We start from the raw sequence: 17,978 nt of genomic DNA on the forward strand, positions 1-17,978 counted from the left end.
AAAGTGTAACCTGAAAAGATTTTTTCAGGTTATTTTTTTTTGTAGTATTTTTGATATACTTCTCAAAAACAAACTGTTATGGCATTTTATAATTTTACACCAAATAGGCTTCTTTATGAAAATGCCAAACTTCAATCATTAGCTTCAAAAACATTTGCCGTACTATTTTTCTTTTTTTTCCAATTTTATGTGTCTTATTCCCAAAATCAGACCACAGCTGATTCTTCGAAATCAGAAGATAAAAACTCACATTACAATAAAATCGAAAATTTATTAAAACTGGATGAAGAAAAAAGCAATACACTTTTTAAAGAAAATCAGATAAGTAGAGAGCGAGCAGAATTATTTGATGCCATTTCTAAAAATATTCAAAAGGCAGATCTAACCTTAAAAACTGGAATTGATTACAAAGGTTTTACATCTGAATTAGATTATGCTATTAAGCTTAAAAAAACGGCAATTGATGGAATCATTAAAAACAAAAATGATTTTCAGACGCTAAGAAACATTACCGTTACTTCAATAATGCTCAAGGAATTGCAGACACGACTAGAAATTCAGCTTACAAAAATCAAAAAGAATCGAACAGAATTAAGCGAAATACAAGGCATAATTGATTCTTTATCAATAAAAAAATCACTCTTTACACTTCCAAAAGATTCCGTTAGAAAAGCGCTTTACTACGAACGTTATTCACAAATGAATACTGATGTTGGACTACTAAACAAGCGATTTAAAGATGCTTTAGATAGTATTAGCAAACTTCAAATTATTGGAAGCCGATTTAAATATGATCTCCAAAGTGATATTATTGAAACTGACAATATTAGAAAAAATGAATTTCAAAACCTTTTGAATTCTGATGGCGAGATATTTAACGCAAATGAAGGAAACACAACTTTCAGAGAAGCTTTCTTTTATTCGCTGACAAAAGTCGCAATCATTTTGCTGTTTTTTATAACAAACCACTTTAATGCCATTATTTTAATGCTTTTAGCGGCTTCATGTTTAATCCTCTATCTGTTTTTTCTGAAAAGTAAATTTATAAAAGAGGGACTTTATAATAACATTAAACTTTCTAAACAAATTTTTGTTCATCCCGTTAGTTGCGCCATATTGATTGTATTTACATTATTTAATTTTCTATTTATTTTTCCGCCATTTGCCTTTACATCAATTATTTGGTTTGCTTGTATAATCGCATTAACTATTGTAAATAAAGAGCACTTTTGTGAAAAAGAAAAGTTTGTATGGAAAATTTACGTGCTTTTAATTCTACTTGGTCTTTACGACAACAACATTTTGATTCATTCTGTAACCGAAGTTTTTTTAATATTATTTATTGCATTTGCTTCGGCAGTTTTCAGCATTTACAATTTAAAAAAGAACAAAGAAATTCTAAATCCCTTTTTTAAATACAGCCTTATCGTAATGATTATCTGCGAAATAGGCTCAATAGTATTTATCTTATTAGATCAAAATTATAATTTAGGAAAACTATTGATGATCAACGGAATTATTACGATTCTGATGTATTATTTGTTTACAAACACTTATCGTTTGATTGTCGATATTTTAAAATATTCCAACTTTTTAAAAGAATCAAACGAAGGAAAACCACAAGAACTGAATGAACAAGAAATCATCCACTACGGTCCAATAATCAATGTACTATTTGTAATTGGCTGGTTGATTTCGATCGTAAAAAACTCTTATTTTTTTCATGCAATCATAGATCCAATAATTGGCTTTTTTAATGAACCACGAACTATTGGAGACATTAATTACTCGTATCAAAGTATAATCGTTTTCTTTTTCATTATCATAATCTCTGTTCTTATTGCTAAAATTGTTTCCTTTTTAACCAGCAGTTCTTCAAATTCAAGCAATAACGACAGAAAAAACAGATTTGGAAGCTGGATTCTACTTGTTCAAATTTCAATTTTCAGTATTGGCATTAGTCTCGCTTTTATCTCCGCAGGAATTCCAGTTGATCGTTTAACCATTATTATAAGTGCCTTGGGAGTTGGAATTGGGTTTGGGCTTCAGACTTTAGTAAACAATTTAGTGAGCGGACTTATTATTGCGTTTGAAAAACCGGTCAGTATAAATGACACCATTGAAGTTGGCGGGCAGACTGTTAAAATGAAATCTATTGGAATTAGAAGTAGCGTCGTGGCAACTTTTGATGGCGCCGATGTGATAATTCCGAATGGAGATTTGTTGAGTCAACATCTTACCAACTGGACTTTATCGAATTATAAAAAACGAACCGATATTTCGATTGGTGTTGCATACGGCACCAATTTAGAAAATGTCAAAGATTTATTAAATGAAATTTTAAGCAGTCATTCACTTGTTTTACAAACTCCCGAACCTATTATTTGGATCACAGAATTTAAAGCAAATTCTATTGATATTGTTGTGAAATATTGGGTCAGTAATATCAACGTTGCAAATGATGTAAAGAGTGATTTAATTATTTCGATTGACAAAGTTTTTAGAGACAATAATATCGAAATTCCTTTTCCGCAACAAGATATTCATATTATACACAGCAATTCGACTGACTCCGAAAAAAAATAAAATGCCATTTAAATAAAAAAAAAACGGCAACAATTTACCAACTGTTGCCGTTTTTCTTTTTAATGAAAAAGTTTACTGAACTTTTGTCTTATCTAATTCACCAATAAACGGAATTGCTTCTAAAATTTCGCTTCTAATAATTGTCTGAAGATAAACTTCAAGCTGAATAAATTTTGCTGCATTTATAGGACCAATTGCCTTTTTAGCCTGATTATACGTTTTCTCATATAATTTCTCATAAGCAATATGATTTTTCAAAGTGCCTTTGGCTAATTCATCAGCTTTAGCATCTGTAAGAGTCGCATAATTTGCCGCATAATCATTAATAAGCTGAAATTTTGTTTGCCCTAAAGCTTTTCGCTGTGTTTCATAATTATCATAAACTTTTGTAAAAGCGACTGACTGCTCATCAGACAAATTCATGTATTGTTTTACTAGATCACTTTTAGATTTTCCATAAAGACTTTGCAAAACTTCAACATCTTCCTTAAATGATGATTGTGCATAAGATGAAAACGAGGTAATAAGGACAATAAAAATAAGACTTAATTTTTTCATAGTTTTGATTTTAAAATTGTTTCTATTTAATTACACATTCTAAATTTACTGATTATAAACGCATTAGCCGCTATTTGTCTTAAAAAAAAGAATATTGATATACAGCAGATAATGCATAATAATTTAAGCCATTGTTAGTATAGGCTCCAACGTGATACTGGAACCGTATCGATTGTCCTTTTCCAATAGGCGTTGAAAACGTTCCTCCCACACGCCAGTTATCAATCTGACTATCGTCTGAAACTCCGTTTGTTATGGTTCGCCCCCCAAAAAACCAATTGGTATTAAATCCAATCCACATTTGATTTTTAAAATAATAGCTCGCATGAGCCTGCAGACTATAAGTTGGCTTTTGTTCCAATTTTTTTCCTAAGAAATCATTATTATCGGTATAAAACCATACACCACCGTAGGCTTCGGCATATACATGAGTAAAACGTTTTGATACTCCAATTTCCGGTTTAAAAGCCCAGCGGTTGGTACCAATATTAACTTGTTTATCTTCATAATATTTCCCTGTTGGTATCGAGGTAACCAAACTAACTCCCAAAATAGTTTTTTGCTCAAATTTTCTAAATTCAGATTTGTCAAGTGCCGGAGAACCCAATAAATTAATTCCAAATCGCACTTTCATATCTGCAAAACCAGTTCTGGAGCCGGTAATCAGCTGGTCACTGATAACGGCAGATCCATCCATAAAAGAAAATGGCAACGCTACCTGAATACGTGCAAGTTTATTTGACAAACCAAAGGTTCTAATATAGTTTACAGCTAAATTGTGGCTTTGAAGTGTAAAGTCCTTAATTGGCAACGCGGGATCGGTCAAGACATTCCCATTCATAAAAACGTAGCCAGCCGCCACAACGTTGAGTTTTATTGGAACATTGGCATAAACCCTAGGTTCCAAATCTTGGCTATAACTTAAAAATCGGATAAAAAGCAGTGCTGCACACAGGTATTTTTGAGGCAAAACAAAAACGTATTTTTTTGGCATAAATTAAAAATTTGGCGACACAATAATTAAATTAGAACTCTTATTTTTTGACTTCATCTGTTTTGGGAGCTTCTACCACACCATCGTAAGATATAGGAGCTCTATTATTGCTATTAACTGAAAGGGAAGCGTCTCCATTAAAAAAAACAGTCAATAAAAGATCATAAACATCATTTTTGCCTTTTACTGTACTTCTTACAATAATTTTTTTCTTGCTCTTCTCAATTCTTGTGTTTTCAGGAACGCCTTCAAACTTAATACCACCGTCACCACCATAAGCAACGTTGTAGGCACGTCCAAAAAATGGAAGGTCGCACGTTGTATTGGCTTCGTTAAATTTTAAAAAATAAGTATTATAGTCAAGATTTAAAAGCCTTCCGCCTTGCGGAGTCGCTTTCTGTGCTTCAAAAGCAAAATTTTTAGAATCGATTAAAGCTTCAATTTCTTTTTGCTTTTTTAATTCTTGTTCTGCTTTCAATTCTTTTTTGCTTTTTTCCTGAGCGAAAGCCGGTAAAGTAAAAAGACAAGAGAACGCTAATAAAATGGATAATTTAACTGACATAAAATCGAGATTTAAGCGTTAAAATAGAATGGTTTTATTTTTTGGTAAATCGCATCATTGCAATATCTCCAGAAATAAAATTTAAAGTTTTTCCGCCATCGGTAACGTCGTACGAAGTGATTTTTTGGAGCGTACTCATGTAAACCTGTTCGCCCTGTCCGTCTAAACACATCATTTTTGTAACCGCCATTGGCTGTGTGAAATCAATTTTATTTCCCGTAACATTAAGTTTTCCGGTGTATGAATTACAGCCGTTGTTTCCTGAAACCTGATTTTCTTTTGTATTAAAATTGATTGTTGGTTTTTTATTTGGATATAAACCATCAAAAGCGATTCGAGGGCCTGTAATATAATTTAGTTCCCAATTTCCATCCAATTTTGAAACTGAATCTGTTTTTTGACATTTGCAGGAAATTAATACCGTGCCTAAGAAAACCATTGTAAAAAAATTCTTCATCATAATGTTAAGCATTAAAAATTAATGAATTAGAAAACAAGACTTGGGAAATTTTTCGTTAAAAACGTATACGAATTTAAGCAATATTTTTGTGTTCTCCGCTCAAACTGTCGTTAAATTGCGTTTAATAGTTTTAGATTTATTTAACTTTTAGTGTTAATTATATCGGCTTTTTTATGTTAAATTTACTTAATCTTTAATTTAAAAGCCTCACATATGAAAAAAGCACTTGTTTCTTTCGCTATAATTACAGCCTTAATTATTGGGTGTAAGACAAATACAAAATCAAATGATGCCAAAACTTTAACTGTAAATTTGGAGCCAAAAAGCAACAGTACAGTTTCTGGAACTGCGACTTTTACTGAGAAAAACGGAAAAGTAACGTTTGTTGCAAAAGTTGCTGGATTACAACCAGGAGTTCATGCAATCCACATTCATGAAAAATCAGATTGTTCTGCAGCCGATGGAAGTTCTGCTGGTGGACACTGGAATCCAACTTTCAAAAAACACGGAAAATGGGGAGTTGGCGAATATCATAAAGGTGATATCGGGAACTTCACTGCAGATGCAAAAGGAAACGGAACAATCACTTTGACAACTGACGAATGGTGCGTTGGCTGCGGAGATGCAAACAAAGACGTTTTAGGAAAAGGTTTAATTGTTCACCAAGGAACCGATGACTTTACGACGCAACCTACTGGAAATGCAGGAGGTCGAGTTGCCTGCGCAGGAATCATCAAATAATAAAAAAATGCAATAACCACTATTTTTTCACAAAATCTAGTGGTTATTTCATTTAAAATGAATTCTAAAACAAGAAAAAAAATTAGCTTTGCAGTCTCAATCGAAAGTTAATGATTAACCCATCGGCACCAGGCTGGATAGATAAGTTTTTTAGTGAACAAAAGTTTTCAGAAGCTATTCCTTTTGAAACTACAGATTCCTTTTACTATAAAGTCAGAGAAACTGGCTTTATCTATGGGCATATCATCTCTATAGATACTCAAATTCCTATTCCTATAAAAGGTTGGTTTAAAACCGAAATTTCTAAAGTTGCCCTTTTAAATACATTATATCATGTTTTTTGTTTAGAAAAAAGAAACTCTGAACCCAACAATTTTATTTCAGAAGTTTTAAAGTTCTACAACCAGATGAATCCGGAAGGTTTTAATTTATTTAAAATTTTACTTCCAAAGGACTCTCCTTCTCTTTCAGTAGAAAACATAATAGATCAACGTGTACAGACGAATGACAGTATTATCAGTAAAAACTTTTCGCATTTAGTTACTAATGCTTTGTTGTTTATTGATGTATTGGCTTTTAGACAATATTTAGAACATGGCGCTATTCCTGATAAATACTTAAAACGTATTGAAGAAACTGTTCTAGGAATTGTTGGTCTTGCACTTAAAACAAAAACGGTCAAATCGCAGCACGACGATTTATTAATAAAACTTTTTGAAGCTTCAATTCGTTATTCTAAATTTTCAAAAGTTACAGTTGAAACTTTAGAAACACTTTCGCTGGATTATTTCAATAATACTTTAGAGCATTATTATTTAATCGATATGGCAGGAATGGCTTTATGGAGCGATGGAGTTGTTGAAAATGAAGAAGCTTACTTTTTATATTCATTAGGCTCGATGATGAATGTTTCTGATGATTTTGTAACTAAAAGTATCGCAACGACTAATTTTTTCATTACCACTCATAAAAAGAAAATTCCGTATTTCAATTATTCAAATCCGGTGAAACATTTTTATGATCAAATGACCCACACGGTTGTAAAATTGATTATAAGAAACAAAAACCGACTGGTAAAAGAAATTGTTCAGAGTAAGGAATTAATGGTTTTATTGGCTTACTCAACAACACGAGATTTGGACGCCAAAGAAAAGAAAAAAGTAAAAAAACAACTTTTGGACATTTGTAAAACGATTCCGTCTTTGACCATATTTTTACTTCCGGGCGGCAGTTTATTATTGCCAATTTTAATAAAATTTATCCCAACAATGCTTCCGTCAGCATTTAATGAAAATCTTGACGAAAACGAATAAAAAAAATCGCCCTTTTGAGGCGATTTTTTATTCTCTATTACAAATCTAACTGATAAACTTCGTCAAGTTCTTCGTTTGAACTGATCGTTACATTCAAGTCAGTTACAAAACCAGAATTCAATCCGTAAACCCAGCCGTGAAGCATTAGGTCCTGGCCATTTTTCCAAGCTCCTTGAACGATTGATGTTTTTGCTAAATTGTAAACTTGTTCTTTTGCATTGATTTCAACAAAAGCATTAAAACGCTCTGTTTCATCTTCAATTGAATTTAGATATTTGTCGTGTAAACGGTATTCATCTTTAATGTGACGAATCCAGTTATCAATAATACCAACAGACTGTTGTCCCATAGCAGCTTTTACACCACCGCAACCATAGTGTCCGCAAACAATAACGTGTTTTACTTTTAAAACATTTACTGCATAATCTAAAACACTTAACATGTTCATGTCAGAGTGAACAACCATGTTAGCAATGTTTCTGTGTACAAAAACTTCACCTGGTTTTGCGCCAATAATTTCGTTTGCAGGAACACGGCTATCAGAACATCCAATCCACAATAAAGGTGGCTGTTGGCCTTTTGCTAAATCAGCAAAATAATTAGGGTCTTTCGCTAACGAATCTTCTACCCATTTTTTATTGTTCTCAAGTATTTGTTTATAAAATTCTCTCATTTTGTAATTGTTTAAATAGTATTTTCTATGTGATTAAAGCTTATAAAAAGAACTTTTGTAAAGTTACCTAAATTTTAACCGTTCTAATCACATAGAAATATTTTAATTTAATTTATTTGTTTTAAAATTGTTCTTTAGATGTTTCTCTTTTTACCAATGCTCTTTTAGCAACATCATAGTAATGTTCGATGGTAACGTGATTGTTGTTATCAGGGGTATTCTCCAGTTCATACGCTTCTTTAAAACCTTTAAGTTTCACTTTAATGTTTTCATCAAGAGCGCGTGTTTCTTTAAACTCACGTATCAAATCTAAAACGTCATGAGCAATATATTCAGTATCATGAGCATTGATTACCACTTTTGAGTTTTCTGGAATTTCACTCAATGTTTGTTTAATTGCCGCTTTATTCAAGAACGAAACTTCCTGAGCTAAATCAATATGAATGATATCTCCATCTTCATATTCTTCTTTTTTGAAAATGTAAGCTCTTTTAAGGTTTCCTCTTAATACAAAAATGATACTAATGATAATTCCTAACGCAACCCCTTTCAGCAAATCTGTAGCAACAACAAAGACTAAAGTTGCTATAAAAGGTACAAATTGATATTTGCCCTTTTCCCAGAAATGCATGAAAGTTGCTGGTTTTGCTAATTTGTATCCAACCAAAATTAAAACGGTCGCCAAAGTAGCCAATGGAATCTTATTCAGGATTGCCGGAATCGACAATACACTGATTAATAAAAGTACACCATGAATAATAGTTGACATTTTAGATTTTGCACCTGCATTATTATTTGCAGATGATCTTACCACAACAGATGTCATTGGCAAACCACCTAAAAGTGAACTTATCATGTTACCAATACCTTGTGCTCTAAGCTCAACATTGGTATCAGTATAACGTTTTTGAACATCCATTCTATCAGAAGCTTCAATACATAACAATGTTTCGATAGAAGCCACAATTGCAATTGTAACACCTACTACCCAAACCTGTGGATTTGAAATTGCACTGAAATTTGGCATAATCAGAATCGATTTGAAATCATCAAAAGATTTTGGAACTGGCAAAGAAACCAAATGATCTTTTGCAATTGCCAATGAACTTCCCGTAGAAACAAAAACTTCATTAAGCACGACTCCAGCAATAACTGCAACCAATGCTCCTGGAACTAATTTTAAGCGTTTTAAAAACGGCACCTTATCCCAAGCAAGCAATATAACTAGTGAAATTGCCGAAATTACTACTGCACCTAATTGAATATGATTGACAACATCAAATAAAAACGAAAATGAGTTGCTTCCATCATTTTGAATAAAAGCTTGATCGCCTTCAAAATCAGCATCGTAACCAAAAGCGTGAGGCAATTGTTTTAAAATTATAATAATACCAATACCTGCTAGCATTCCTTCAATTACATTGGTAGGAAAATAATTTGATATACTTCCGGCTTTTAAAAACCCTAATGCTAATTGAATTATTCCTGCGATAAAAACAGACAGTAAAAACACATCAAAAGCACCAAAATCAGTAATAGCGGTTAAAATAATTGCTGTTAAACCAGCAGCTGGACCCGAAACGCTAATGTGCGATTGGCTCAAGTAACCTACTACTATACCACCAATTACACCCGCAATAATTCCAGAAAATAATGGCGCTCCAGAAGCCATTGCTATACCTAGACACAATGGAAGAGCCACCAAGAAAACCACCAAACCTGAAGCAAAATCAGATTTTAGGTTGGCAAAAAGATTGATTTTTTTTGTCATAACACAATACTAAAAAAATTATTCATTAAAGATGTACCGCATTTATCTAAATGCAGCTAAGTTCAAAATAATCGGAAGTATTATGCCAAGTTGGGAGGTGGAGCAAATATGCTCGGAGAGATATTCTCTAATTTAACAATATTTTCAGACGCTATGGTCTTTTTTTCAATATAAACTGGCACTATTACCTCATGTTGCAGTATTGCAGGGTAAACAGCAGCCTTAAGTTCTTTATGTGAGTGCTCCTCTTCAGAAAAACTGAAAAACATAGACGCATCATTGCTTTTCTTCATTAGCGTCACCACTGTTGGTGTTGCCAAGAAAGCAATGAATATGAATAATAATATGCGAGCGACTAATTTCATTGAGGCAAAAATAGCGTTAAAGAAATAAAATCAAAGAAATTTTTATAGAAATTTAACATTAACAAAAAAGCAGAACGCATTTCTCATGACGTTCTGCTTTTAATTTATTAAAATACAATAACTTAAATCGTTTCTTCAAGCCATGCATTCATCATCCAAATTGTTTTTTCTTGCTCTGCAATAAAGTCACTCATCATAGAATTCGTTCCTTCATCATTAATTTCCCCAGATTTATTTAAGATTTCTCTTTCGATTTTCAGTAAATCAGATAACGAATGAACAATCAATTGAACTGCTTTTTCATCGTTTGAGATATTTTTTCCAACTGTTAATTTATTATTTTTAATATAATCTTCAAAGGTATGTAATGGAGTACCGCCAATAGTCAAAACTCTTTCGGCTATCATATCAATTTTAAGTTGCGAATCGGTATATAATTCTTCAAATTTTACATGAAGATCAAAGAAACGCTTTCCGCGAATGTTCCAATGAATTCCTCTTAAGTTTTGATAATATACTTGAAAATTTGAAAGCAATATATTTAATTCTTTTACTAACAATTCTGATTCTTTAACGGGTAATCCTAAAATATTTGTTTTCATAATCTAATTTTTTACACTAATTTACTACAAATTTAAAGTAAGTTTGATAAATTTTATATAAATAAAAATTATATTTTCTTATTTTTGCATCAAAAATTACTATCAATATGACTATAACTCAATTGCAATATGTGCTAGCAGTTGCCGAACACAAAAACTTTACTCTCGCAGCCGAAAAATGCTTTGTTACGCAGCCAACTTTAAGCATGCAAATTCAGAAAATTGAAGAGGAACTCAATATTTTAATTTTTGATAGAAGCAAAAAACCTATTCAATTGACTGATATTGGACAAAAAATTGTCAATCAGGCAAAAAATATTGTAAATGAAGCAGACCGAATTAAAGATATTGTTGAACAGCAAAAAGGTTTTATTGGCGGTGAATTTCGTTTAGGAATTATTCCGACGATCATGCCGACACTTTTGCCAATGTTCTTAAATAATTTCATTAAAAAATATCCAAAAGTAAAATTGTTGATTGAGGAACTCAATACTGACGAAATTATAGTAAAACTAAAAAACGGCCATCTTGATGCCGCAATCGCTGCAACACCGCTTGAAGATGAAAAGATAAAAGAAATAGTTTTATATTTTGAACCTTTCGTAGCTTATATTCCGGAACATCATCATAGTTTTCAAAAAGAAGAAATTGAAGTTGCTGATTTAAACCTAAACGAGATTTTACTTTTGCAAGACGGCCATTGCTTTAGAGACGGAATTTTAAACTTGTGCAAAAACGGCACTGACATTGACCAAAACAATTTTCAGATTCAGAGCGGAAGTTTTGAAACTTTAATAAAATTAGCCGATGAAGGCCTTGGCACAACATTACTTCCGTATTTGCATACCTTAGACTTAAAAGATTCCGATAAGTTGAAACTCCGTAATTTTAAGGAGCCAAAGCCTGCTCGTGAGGTAAGTTTAATTTACCCTAAAAGTGAATTGAAAATGCAAATCATAGACGCTATCAGATCAACAATTGCCGGTGTTGTAAAAGGAGCAATTGTTTTCCAGAATGTACAAATCATCAGTCCGCTGCAAAAGAAACAGTAAATAAAAAAGGGAGCCAAATTGGCTCCCTTTTTTTATACTTTAATCAGTAGTAGACTTTGTTCTAGTTCCGGTTTCTCAATTATGAAATTTAATAACCATTCTTTTAGTTGTTCCATTTCATAAGGTAATAGTGTTTTGATAGCTTTTTCTACCTCTTTGCAGAAAAGTACCGGGTCGAAACTTACTCTCTCGAGTATTGATTTCGTGTAATCAAACATCATTTTTGACATAATAAAATAAGATTTTTGGGGGTTATCTAATTTTTTAAACTCGCACCAAATTTAAACAAATATCACATATAAAGATCATTTTTAACTTATTTTTTTCAAAACTTTATCAACGAATACGTTTTCTTAGTACATATAAATCAATATAGAACTATTCTAAATAACTTAATCAGACCTTTTTAAAAGCTCTAAACATCTCGCGTTTCCCCGGCGGACCGGCCAATTTTTCGACTGTAAATCCAACTGAAATCATACTCCTTTTAACAACACCGCGAGCAGCATATGTTACTAAAACGCCATTTGATTTTAAACTATTGTGCATTTTCTGGAAAATTTCAGTGCTCCATAATTCGGGTTGCACTCTATATCCGAAGGCATCAAAGTAAATCAAATCAAAAGTTTCAAAATCGTCAATTTCATCAAAAAATTGTTTCCTTTTGGTTAACGAGAATTTGCTGCTAATTTCGGTTTTCTCATTCCATTCACATTTATGCATTTTCTCAAAAATGTTACTAAATTCCAATGCCTCTAATTCGTCGACGTAATTCATACCTAAAACTTCCTCTGCTCCAACTGGATACGCTTCTACTCCCACATAATCAATTTTCTGTTGCTTTTGTTCTGATTCTAAAAAAGTGATAAAAGCGTTAAGTCCGGTTCCAAAACCAATTTCTAAAATAGCAACAGGTTTATCTTCAAACAAGGAAAGTCCATTTTTTATAAAAACGTGTTTTGCTTCCTGTATTGCACCATGTTTTGAATGATAACTTTCATTCCATTCTTCCAAATGAATTGTAGTTGAGCCATCTAGCGTTTTAATTATTTCTCTTTTCACGATTTTCGAATTTTACAATAGTGTTTGGCTGATTTTCAGCTGGTTTTCTTCATCAAAATTAATCAAAACAAATGCGTAAAGCCTTAAAAAATCGCACTTTTTTCATAAATTCTTTATAAAACTCTGCCAAAATTTTGGGTTTATTATAAGATAAACAAATCTCAATTAAACGCAGGAATTAATGCAGTTTTACCAAGTAAATTACATATTTTTCCGTAATTTTGCATTCAACAAAAACCTATTCTTCATCAGATCATTACGTTATATTTTCATCTGTTAAGAATTCAATTAGATAAAACTTTACATAATTATGAGTACAACTCAAACAAGCAAAATTGAAATCAGAAAAGCTGAATCGTCTAAGATAAGCTCTGTAGACTTTGAAAACTTAAGCTTTGGTGCTGTATTTACAGACCATTTATTTGAATGTGATTACAAAAATGGACAATGGCAGACTCCGGTCATTAAGCCTTATGCGCCTATTTTAATGGATCCTTCTTCTAAAGTCTTTCATTACGGACAAGCGATTTTTGAAGGAATGAAAGCTTATAAAGACGAAAATAATGATGTTTGGTTGTTTAGACCTGATGAAAACTACAAACGTTTCAACAGTTCTGCTGTTCGTATGGCAATGCCTGAAGTTCCAGAAGATATTTTCTTAGAAGGTTTAAATGAACTATTAAAAATCGACCAAGAGTGGATTCAGAGAGGAAACGGAGCAAGTATGTACATTCGTCCTTTCATGATTGCTACAGGACCTGGAGTTATTGCAAATCCATCTGATGAATATAAATTTATGATCTTGCTTTCACCAGCAAAATCATATTATGGCGGTGAAGTAAAAGTAATTATTGCCGAGCACTATAGTAGAGCTGCAAATGGCGGAATTGGTGCTGCAAAAGCGGCAGGGAACTATGCTGCGCAGTTTTACCCAACTAACTTGGCAAACAAAGACGGTTTCCAACAAGTTATTTGGACTGACGACGCAACGCACACAAAACTAGAAGAAGCTGGAACAATGAACGTTTTCTTCAGAATCAATGATACTTTATTGACTGCTCCAACAAGCGAAAGAATTTTAGATGGTATCACCAGAAAAAGTTTAATTGCAATGGCTGAAAAAGAAGGATTGAATGTTGAAGTTCGTCCTGTTATTGTTTCAGAATTAGTTGAAGCTGCTAAAAACGGATCTTTAAAAGAAATTTTTGGAGCTGGAACTGCTGCAGTTATCAGCGTAATTAAAGGATTCTCATATAAAGATGAGTATTATGAATTAGCTCCAATCGAAAATTCATACGCTTCATTTTTAAAAGAAAAACTAACAAGTCTTCAAAACAAACTATCTGAAGATACTTATGGATGGACTGTTAAAGTTCAATAATCAAAAGACAAACATTAGATATAAAAAACCCGACAGCTAATAGTTGTTGGGTTTTATTTTTTCACAATCTTGTCATTTCGACGAAGGAGAAATCACAATAGAAACTTCGCAATCAAAATCGCCAATCTTTGTCAAATCCCGAGTGTGATTTCTCCTTCGTCGAAATGACAAAAATGACACAAAGCTTTGCGAACTCTGCGTTTTTTTCAAGAACCGCTAAAAAAAACTTAGTGTTCTTTGCGGTTAATCTTCTTTATAACAACTTCGAGAAATCGGGCTTAAAATAATTAGGGCCTTTCATCACTTTTCCATCTTCGCGATAAATTGGTTGGCCATCTTCACCAAGTTTACTCATATTGCTGCGTTGAATTTCATCAAAAACGGCTTCAATTTTATCCTGCAAACCGTGCTCAATAATTGTTCCGCACAAAATATACATCATATCACCAAGTGCATCAGCAATTTCAACCAAATCATTGTTTTGCACTGCTTCAAGATATTCTTCGTTTTCTTCTTTCATCAAATTATAACGAAGCAGTTTTTTAGTTGAACCCAAATCAGCTTTTGGAGTTTCACTGTGACCTATTTTAAAAGCAGTATGAAATTGTGTTACTGCATCCAGTTGTTTCTTCATGTTTTTAATTGATTAAATGAATTGGCAAATTAGCAACAATTCGTATACAATTCTCTAAATTTGCCAAAAATAATTTTAACTATGTTTAGTCAAGGACAATTAATATTCGGAGTGTGTTTTTTTATTGCTTTTGTAATCGTTATGATTTTTGCTTATCGAAAAGATCTTGCGCTTCATAAAATATTTTACAAAGGAAATTACAAAGTTTTAATTGTATTTCTACTTTTCATCGCTATTTTGTTTGTAATCAAATTTTTCTTCAAAAGATAATTTGTACAAATTAAATAAATCCAGAAAATTTACAATTAAACTCACCCAAAATCGTTTTATTTGAATATTTTTTGATCAGTACAATTTTACAAACTTGTTTTTATTATAATGCCATTTTATACGACGAGTGATAAAAATTTATAACTTTACGACAACAGCAAACAACCTACTCCAATGAAGATTCTAAAATATTTATTTCTACTATTATTACTAAGCTTAGTTGCTCTTACTGTTTTTGTAGCTACCCAAAAAGGGATTTTTTCTGTAGAAAGAAGCAAGGTGATCAATTCACCAAAAGCGACTGTATATAATTATGTAAATGATTTTAGAAACTATGAAGATTTTGAATCTTGGGCAGTTGAAGATTCGTCTCTAAATTTCACTTTCCCGAATAAAACGGCTGGAAACGGCGCTTCATTTTCATGGACAGGAACTGAAGGAGCCGGAAATGCAATCACTTTAAAAGCAAAAGACGGAGAAAGTATTCAACAAAAAATGAAATATGACGGCACAGAAGCCGATGTAAACTGGACTTTCAAAGATACTTTAGCTGGAAAAACAAAAGTTACCTGGAAAGCAAAAGGAACAATGAGCTTTTTGTTCAAAATTTATACGGCTTTAAATGGAGGTTCTGACAAAGTTATTGGAACAATTTACGAAAAAAGCCTTGCAAACATTGATAAAAATCTTGATTACGAAACCAAAACGTACAACATTCAAGTAAATGGAGTTGTTCAAAAAACTGAGATTCCATATATCAAACAGACTTTTACAAGCGAAATTTCTAAAATAAATAAAAACGCAAGAATTGTTATTCCAAAACTTATTCAGTTTAGTGAAACCAATGCGCTGCAGGCAAACGGAAAACCGTTTATTATCTATCATACTTATGATACCAAAACTGGATTAGCTAAAATTTCGATTTGTTTGCCAATAAACAAAGAAATTTCAATTACTTCTGGAAGCGATATTTTATCTGGTAAAATGAATGCTTTTGAAGCTGTAAAAACAACTTTAACGGGTGATTATTCGCATACTAGCGAAGCAATTGCCAAAACTACAGCTTACATCAACAATCAAAAAATAATGCCGGATTTAAGCTGGTCGCATCTTGAGATATTGTCAGTTAGCAAATTAGATACTAAAAGCCCGTCGAAATTAGTTACTGAAATCTATTTCCCAACAAAACCTAAAGTTGTTCCTGTTTCTACAGTTCCTGCAACTTATGACACTACTGTTGATCCTGCAGTAAATACTACAACAACAGATCCAACGGCGACAAATCCTGCTACAAATGTTCCTGTTATTAAAAAACCAGTGAAGCCAAAACCGGCAGCTCCAAAACCTGCAACAACTACACCTGCAACACCAGAAGAAGACGAATTCTAAAACAAAGATTTTTAAACCTTTAGCTTAAAATTCATTCTAATAAGATAAATGAGCAAATTTGACAGACGAGAAGGAATTTATACAACAATTATTAAATCCTAAAACGCAAAATACGGCGTTTCAAAAACTCTTGTCTGATTACCAAAAACCGTTGTATTCTCATATCCGAAACATTGTTTTGGATCATGAAGATGCTAATGATGTTTTGCAGAACACTTTTGTTAAGGTTTTTCAGTATTTAAAAAACTTTAAAGGCGAAAGCAAGCTTTTTTCTTGGATGTATCGTATTGCAACAAATGAAGCTTTGACCTTTTTAAACCAAAAAGCAAAATTAAGCGGATTGACATCTGAAGCTTTACAGACAAAAACTATAGAAAATCTAAAATCTGATGTTTATTTTGATGGAGATGAAATTCAAATCAAGCTCCAAAAAGCCATTATTACTTTGCCCGAAAAACAACAATTAGTCTTTAAAATGAAATATTTTGAAGAATTAAAATACGAAGAAATAGCTGAGATTTTAGGCACTTCCGTTGGTGCATTAAAGGCATCTTATCACCATGCGGTAAAAAAAATTGAATTATATGTTACATCAAATTAAACCTTTTGTAAAAAAAACTATCTTATAGACATTATGAAAGCATTTAAATTAGAAAACGAACCGAAAATCAAATCTGGATTTAAAACTCCAGAGCATTATTTTGATGATTTTTCGGCAAAAGTTTTACAGCAGATTAACGAAAAAGAAGTAAAAGTAATCCCTTTTTACAAGCGTAAAAATGTAATTTCTCTTGCTGCGGCCGCAGTGATTGTTTTTGCATTAATGATTCCTATAGTAAATAATTATAATGCAACTTCTAAAGAACTTGACGAAGCAACTTTAGAAACTTATTTATCTTATCAATCTAATTTTAATCAGTATGACCTGATCCAAAATTTAGACGCAAAAGATATTCAAAAACTTAATAAAAATGTAGCTATTGAAGATGAAACTCTAGAAGACATCTTAGCATCGAATCCAAATATCGAACACTTAATTTCTGAATAAAAAACAAAACTTAAAAGATGAAAATCAAAAATATCCTGCCGATAATTTTATTCCTGGTAAGTTTTTCATTTTATGCCCAAAGTGGGAAAACAGATGAAAAACGTGAAAAGATCAAAGCTTATAAAGTTTCTTTTTTAACAACTGAATTAGAATTGACTCCAACAGAAGCTGAAAAATTCTGGCCTATTTACAATGCCTACGACGACAGACAATTCGAATTAAGGCATCAAAAAATGAAAGCGTATTTAGAGCGCCTAAATGATGATAATATCAATTCTATTTCAGAGAAAGAAGCAATAGTTTTACTTTCACAAATGGAAAGCACTGATAAAGAACTTTATACATTGCGAGAGAAATACAATTCAAACTTAAAAAAGATACTTTCAGCAAAGAAAATATTAAAGCTTAAAAAATCTGAAGACGATTTTAATCGAAAATTGCTAAAACAATACCGAGATAAAGTCGCAAAAGATAAAGATTAATACAAAGGTACAACAGCGACAAACCCCCTATATAA

The 17,978-nt window shown here is 32.1% G+C and carries 20 protein-coding genes; 9 read left to right on the forward strand and 11 right to left on the reverse strand.

Annotated features, from left to right (window positions below):
- Nucleotides 1–78: 78 nt before the first annotated feature.
- Nucleotides 79–2,586, forward strand: coding sequence for a mechanosensitive ion channel domain-containing protein (locus tag RB619_RS08930; RefSeq protein WP_308096539.1), 2,508 nt, complete (start codon nt 79–81; stop codon nt 2,584–2,586).
- Between the two features lie 72 nt (nt 2,587–2,658).
- Here the strand turns inward: RB619_RS08930 and RB619_RS08935 are convergent, their stop codons facing one another.
- From RB619_RS08935 to RB619_RS08950, 4 genes are all read right to left on the reverse strand, one after another.
- A complete protein-coding gene (locus RB619_RS08935) occupies nt 2,659–3,144 on the reverse strand; it encodes a hypothetical protein (protein WP_308096541.1) in 486 nt (161 codons plus the stop codon).
- A 79-nt stretch (nt 3,145–3,223) separates the two neighbouring features.
- Entirely contained in the window at nt 3,224–4,138 is a 915-nt protein-coding gene (locus RB619_RS08940) for a transporter (protein WP_308096543.1), read from the reverse strand.
- 40 nt (nt 4,139–4,178) lie between these two features.
- Nucleotides 4,179–4,700 carry a DUF4251 domain-containing protein gene (locus RB619_RS08945; protein WP_308096546.1) on the reverse strand — a complete coding sequence of 174 codons (522 nt, stop codon included), beginning with the start codon at nt 4,698–4,700 and terminating at the stop codon, nt 4,179–4,181.
- 34 nt (nt 4,701–4,734) lie between these two features.
- Nucleotides 4,735–5,160: an META domain-containing protein gene (locus tag RB619_RS08950; protein WP_308096548.1), complete on the reverse strand. Its 426-nt coding sequence runs from the start codon at nt 5,158–5,160 to the stop codon at nt 4,735–4,737.
- A gap of 213 nt (nt 5,161–5,373) precedes the next feature.
- Between RB619_RS08950 and RB619_RS08955 the strand changes: the two genes are divergently transcribed.
- Together RB619_RS08955 and RB619_RS08960 are read left to right on the forward strand one after the other, a co-directional pair.
- Nucleotides 5,374–5,901 carry a superoxide dismutase family protein gene (locus tag RB619_RS08955; protein WP_133524462.1) on the forward strand — a complete coding sequence of 176 codons (528 nt, stop codon included), beginning with the start codon at nt 5,374–5,376 and terminating at the stop codon, nt 5,899–5,901.
- A gap of 110 nt (nt 5,902–6,011) precedes the next feature.
- Nucleotides 6,012–7,214: an LETM1-related biofilm-associated protein gene (locus RB619_RS08960; RefSeq protein ID WP_308096551.1), complete on the forward strand. Its 1,203-nt coding sequence runs from the start codon at nt 6,012–6,014 to the stop codon at nt 7,212–7,214.
- A gap of 37 nt (nt 7,215–7,251) precedes the next feature.
- On the opposite strand, the gene can is transcribed toward RB619_RS08960, so the two are convergent.
- The 4 genes from can to RB619_RS08980 form a co-directional block, all read right to left on the reverse strand.
- Nucleotides 7,252–7,887, reverse strand: coding sequence for a carbonate dehydratase (can, locus tag RB619_RS08965; protein WP_308096553.1), 636 nt, complete (start codon nt 7,885–7,887; stop codon nt 7,252–7,254).
- Nucleotides 7,888–8,008: 121 nt separating this feature from the next.
- Entirely contained in the window at nt 8,009–9,658 is a 1,650-nt protein-coding gene (locus RB619_RS08970; protein ID WP_308096554.1) for a SulP family inorganic anion transporter, read from the reverse strand.
- 80 nt (nt 9,659–9,738) lie between these two features.
- Nucleotides 9,739–9,951, reverse strand: a complete 213-nt coding sequence (locus tag RB619_RS08975; RefSeq protein ID WP_308096556.1) for a hypothetical protein — start codon at nt 9,949–9,951, stop codon at nt 9,739–9,741.
- Between the two features lie 194 nt (nt 9,952–10,145).
- Nucleotides 10,146–10,625 (reverse strand): Dps family protein, encoded by a 480-nt coding sequence (locus RB619_RS08980; protein ID WP_035647250.1) that lies wholly within the window; start codon nt 10,623–10,625, stop codon nt 10,146–10,148.
- Between the two features lie 107 nt (nt 10,626–10,732).
- Here RB619_RS08980 and RB619_RS08985 point away from each other — a divergent pair, with 107 nt between their 5' ends.
- Nucleotides 10,733–11,677, forward strand: coding sequence for a LysR substrate-binding domain-containing protein (locus RB619_RS08985; protein ID WP_308096560.1), 945 nt, complete (start codon nt 10,733–10,735; stop codon nt 11,675–11,677).
- Between the two features lie 32 nt (nt 11,678–11,709).
- Here the strand turns inward: RB619_RS08985 and RB619_RS08990 are convergent, their stop codons facing one another.
- Nucleotides 11,710–11,907: a hypothetical protein gene (locus tag RB619_RS08990; RefSeq protein WP_133524471.1), complete on the reverse strand. Its 198-nt coding sequence runs from the start codon at nt 11,905–11,907 to the stop codon at nt 11,710–11,712.
- 166 nt (nt 11,908–12,073) lie between these two features.
- Complete coding sequence (gene mnmD / locus RB619_RS08995) at nt 12,074–12,739, reverse strand: tRNA (5-methylaminomethyl-2-thiouridine)(34)-methyltransferase MnmD (RefSeq protein WP_308096563.1); 666 nt, start codon at nt 12,737–12,739, stop codon at nt 12,074–12,076.
- Between the two features lie 310 nt (nt 12,740–13,049).
- Here mnmD and RB619_RS09000 point away from each other — a divergent pair, with 310 nt between their 5' ends.
- Nucleotides 13,050–14,120, forward strand: coding sequence for a branched-chain amino acid aminotransferase (locus tag RB619_RS09000; RefSeq protein ID WP_308096565.1), 1,071 nt, complete (start codon nt 13,050–13,052; stop codon nt 14,118–14,120).
- A gap of 253 nt (nt 14,121–14,373) precedes the next feature.
- Here RB619_RS09000 and RB619_RS09005 read toward each other — a convergent pair whose 3' ends face one another.
- Complete coding sequence (locus RB619_RS09005) at nt 14,374–14,754, reverse strand: nucleoside triphosphate pyrophosphohydrolase family protein (RefSeq protein ID WP_308096567.1); 381 nt, start codon at nt 14,752–14,754, stop codon at nt 14,374–14,376.
- A gap of 444 nt (nt 14,755–15,198) precedes the next feature.
- Between RB619_RS09005 and RB619_RS09015 the strand changes: the two genes are divergently transcribed.
- Genes RB619_RS09015 through RB619_RS09030 form a run of 4 tightly spaced genes read left to right on the forward strand, consistent with a single transcriptional unit; the run spans nt 15,199 to nt 17,943 of the window.
- Nucleotides 15,199–16,413 (forward strand): transcriptional regulator, encoded by a 1,215-nt coding sequence (locus RB619_RS09015; RefSeq protein ID WP_308096569.1) that lies wholly within the window; start codon nt 15,199–15,201, stop codon nt 16,411–16,413.
- A 58-nt stretch (nt 16,414–16,471) separates the two neighbouring features.
- Nucleotides 16,472–17,014 (forward strand): sigma-70 family RNA polymerase sigma factor, encoded by a 543-nt coding sequence (locus tag RB619_RS09020; RefSeq protein ID WP_308096571.1) that lies wholly within the window; start codon nt 16,472–16,474, stop codon nt 17,012–17,014.
- A gap of 33 nt (nt 17,015–17,047) precedes the next feature.
- Nucleotides 17,048–17,461 (forward strand): hypothetical protein, encoded by a 414-nt coding sequence (locus RB619_RS09025; protein ID WP_308096573.1) that lies wholly within the window; start codon nt 17,048–17,050, stop codon nt 17,459–17,461.
- A gap of 17 nt (nt 17,462–17,478) precedes the next feature.
- On the forward strand, nt 17,479–17,943 hold the full coding sequence (locus RB619_RS09030) for a sensor of ECF-type sigma factor (protein ID WP_308096574.1): 465 nt from the start codon (nt 17,479–17,481) through the stop codon (nt 17,941–17,943).
- The last annotated feature ends 35 nt before the right edge of the window (nt 17,944–17,978 follow it).

The sequence above is a fragment of the Flavobacterium sp. LHD-80 genome (assembly GCF_030929605.1).
Taxonomy (GTDB): Bacteria; Bacteroidota; Bacteroidia; order Flavobacteriales; family Flavobacteriaceae; genus Flavobacterium.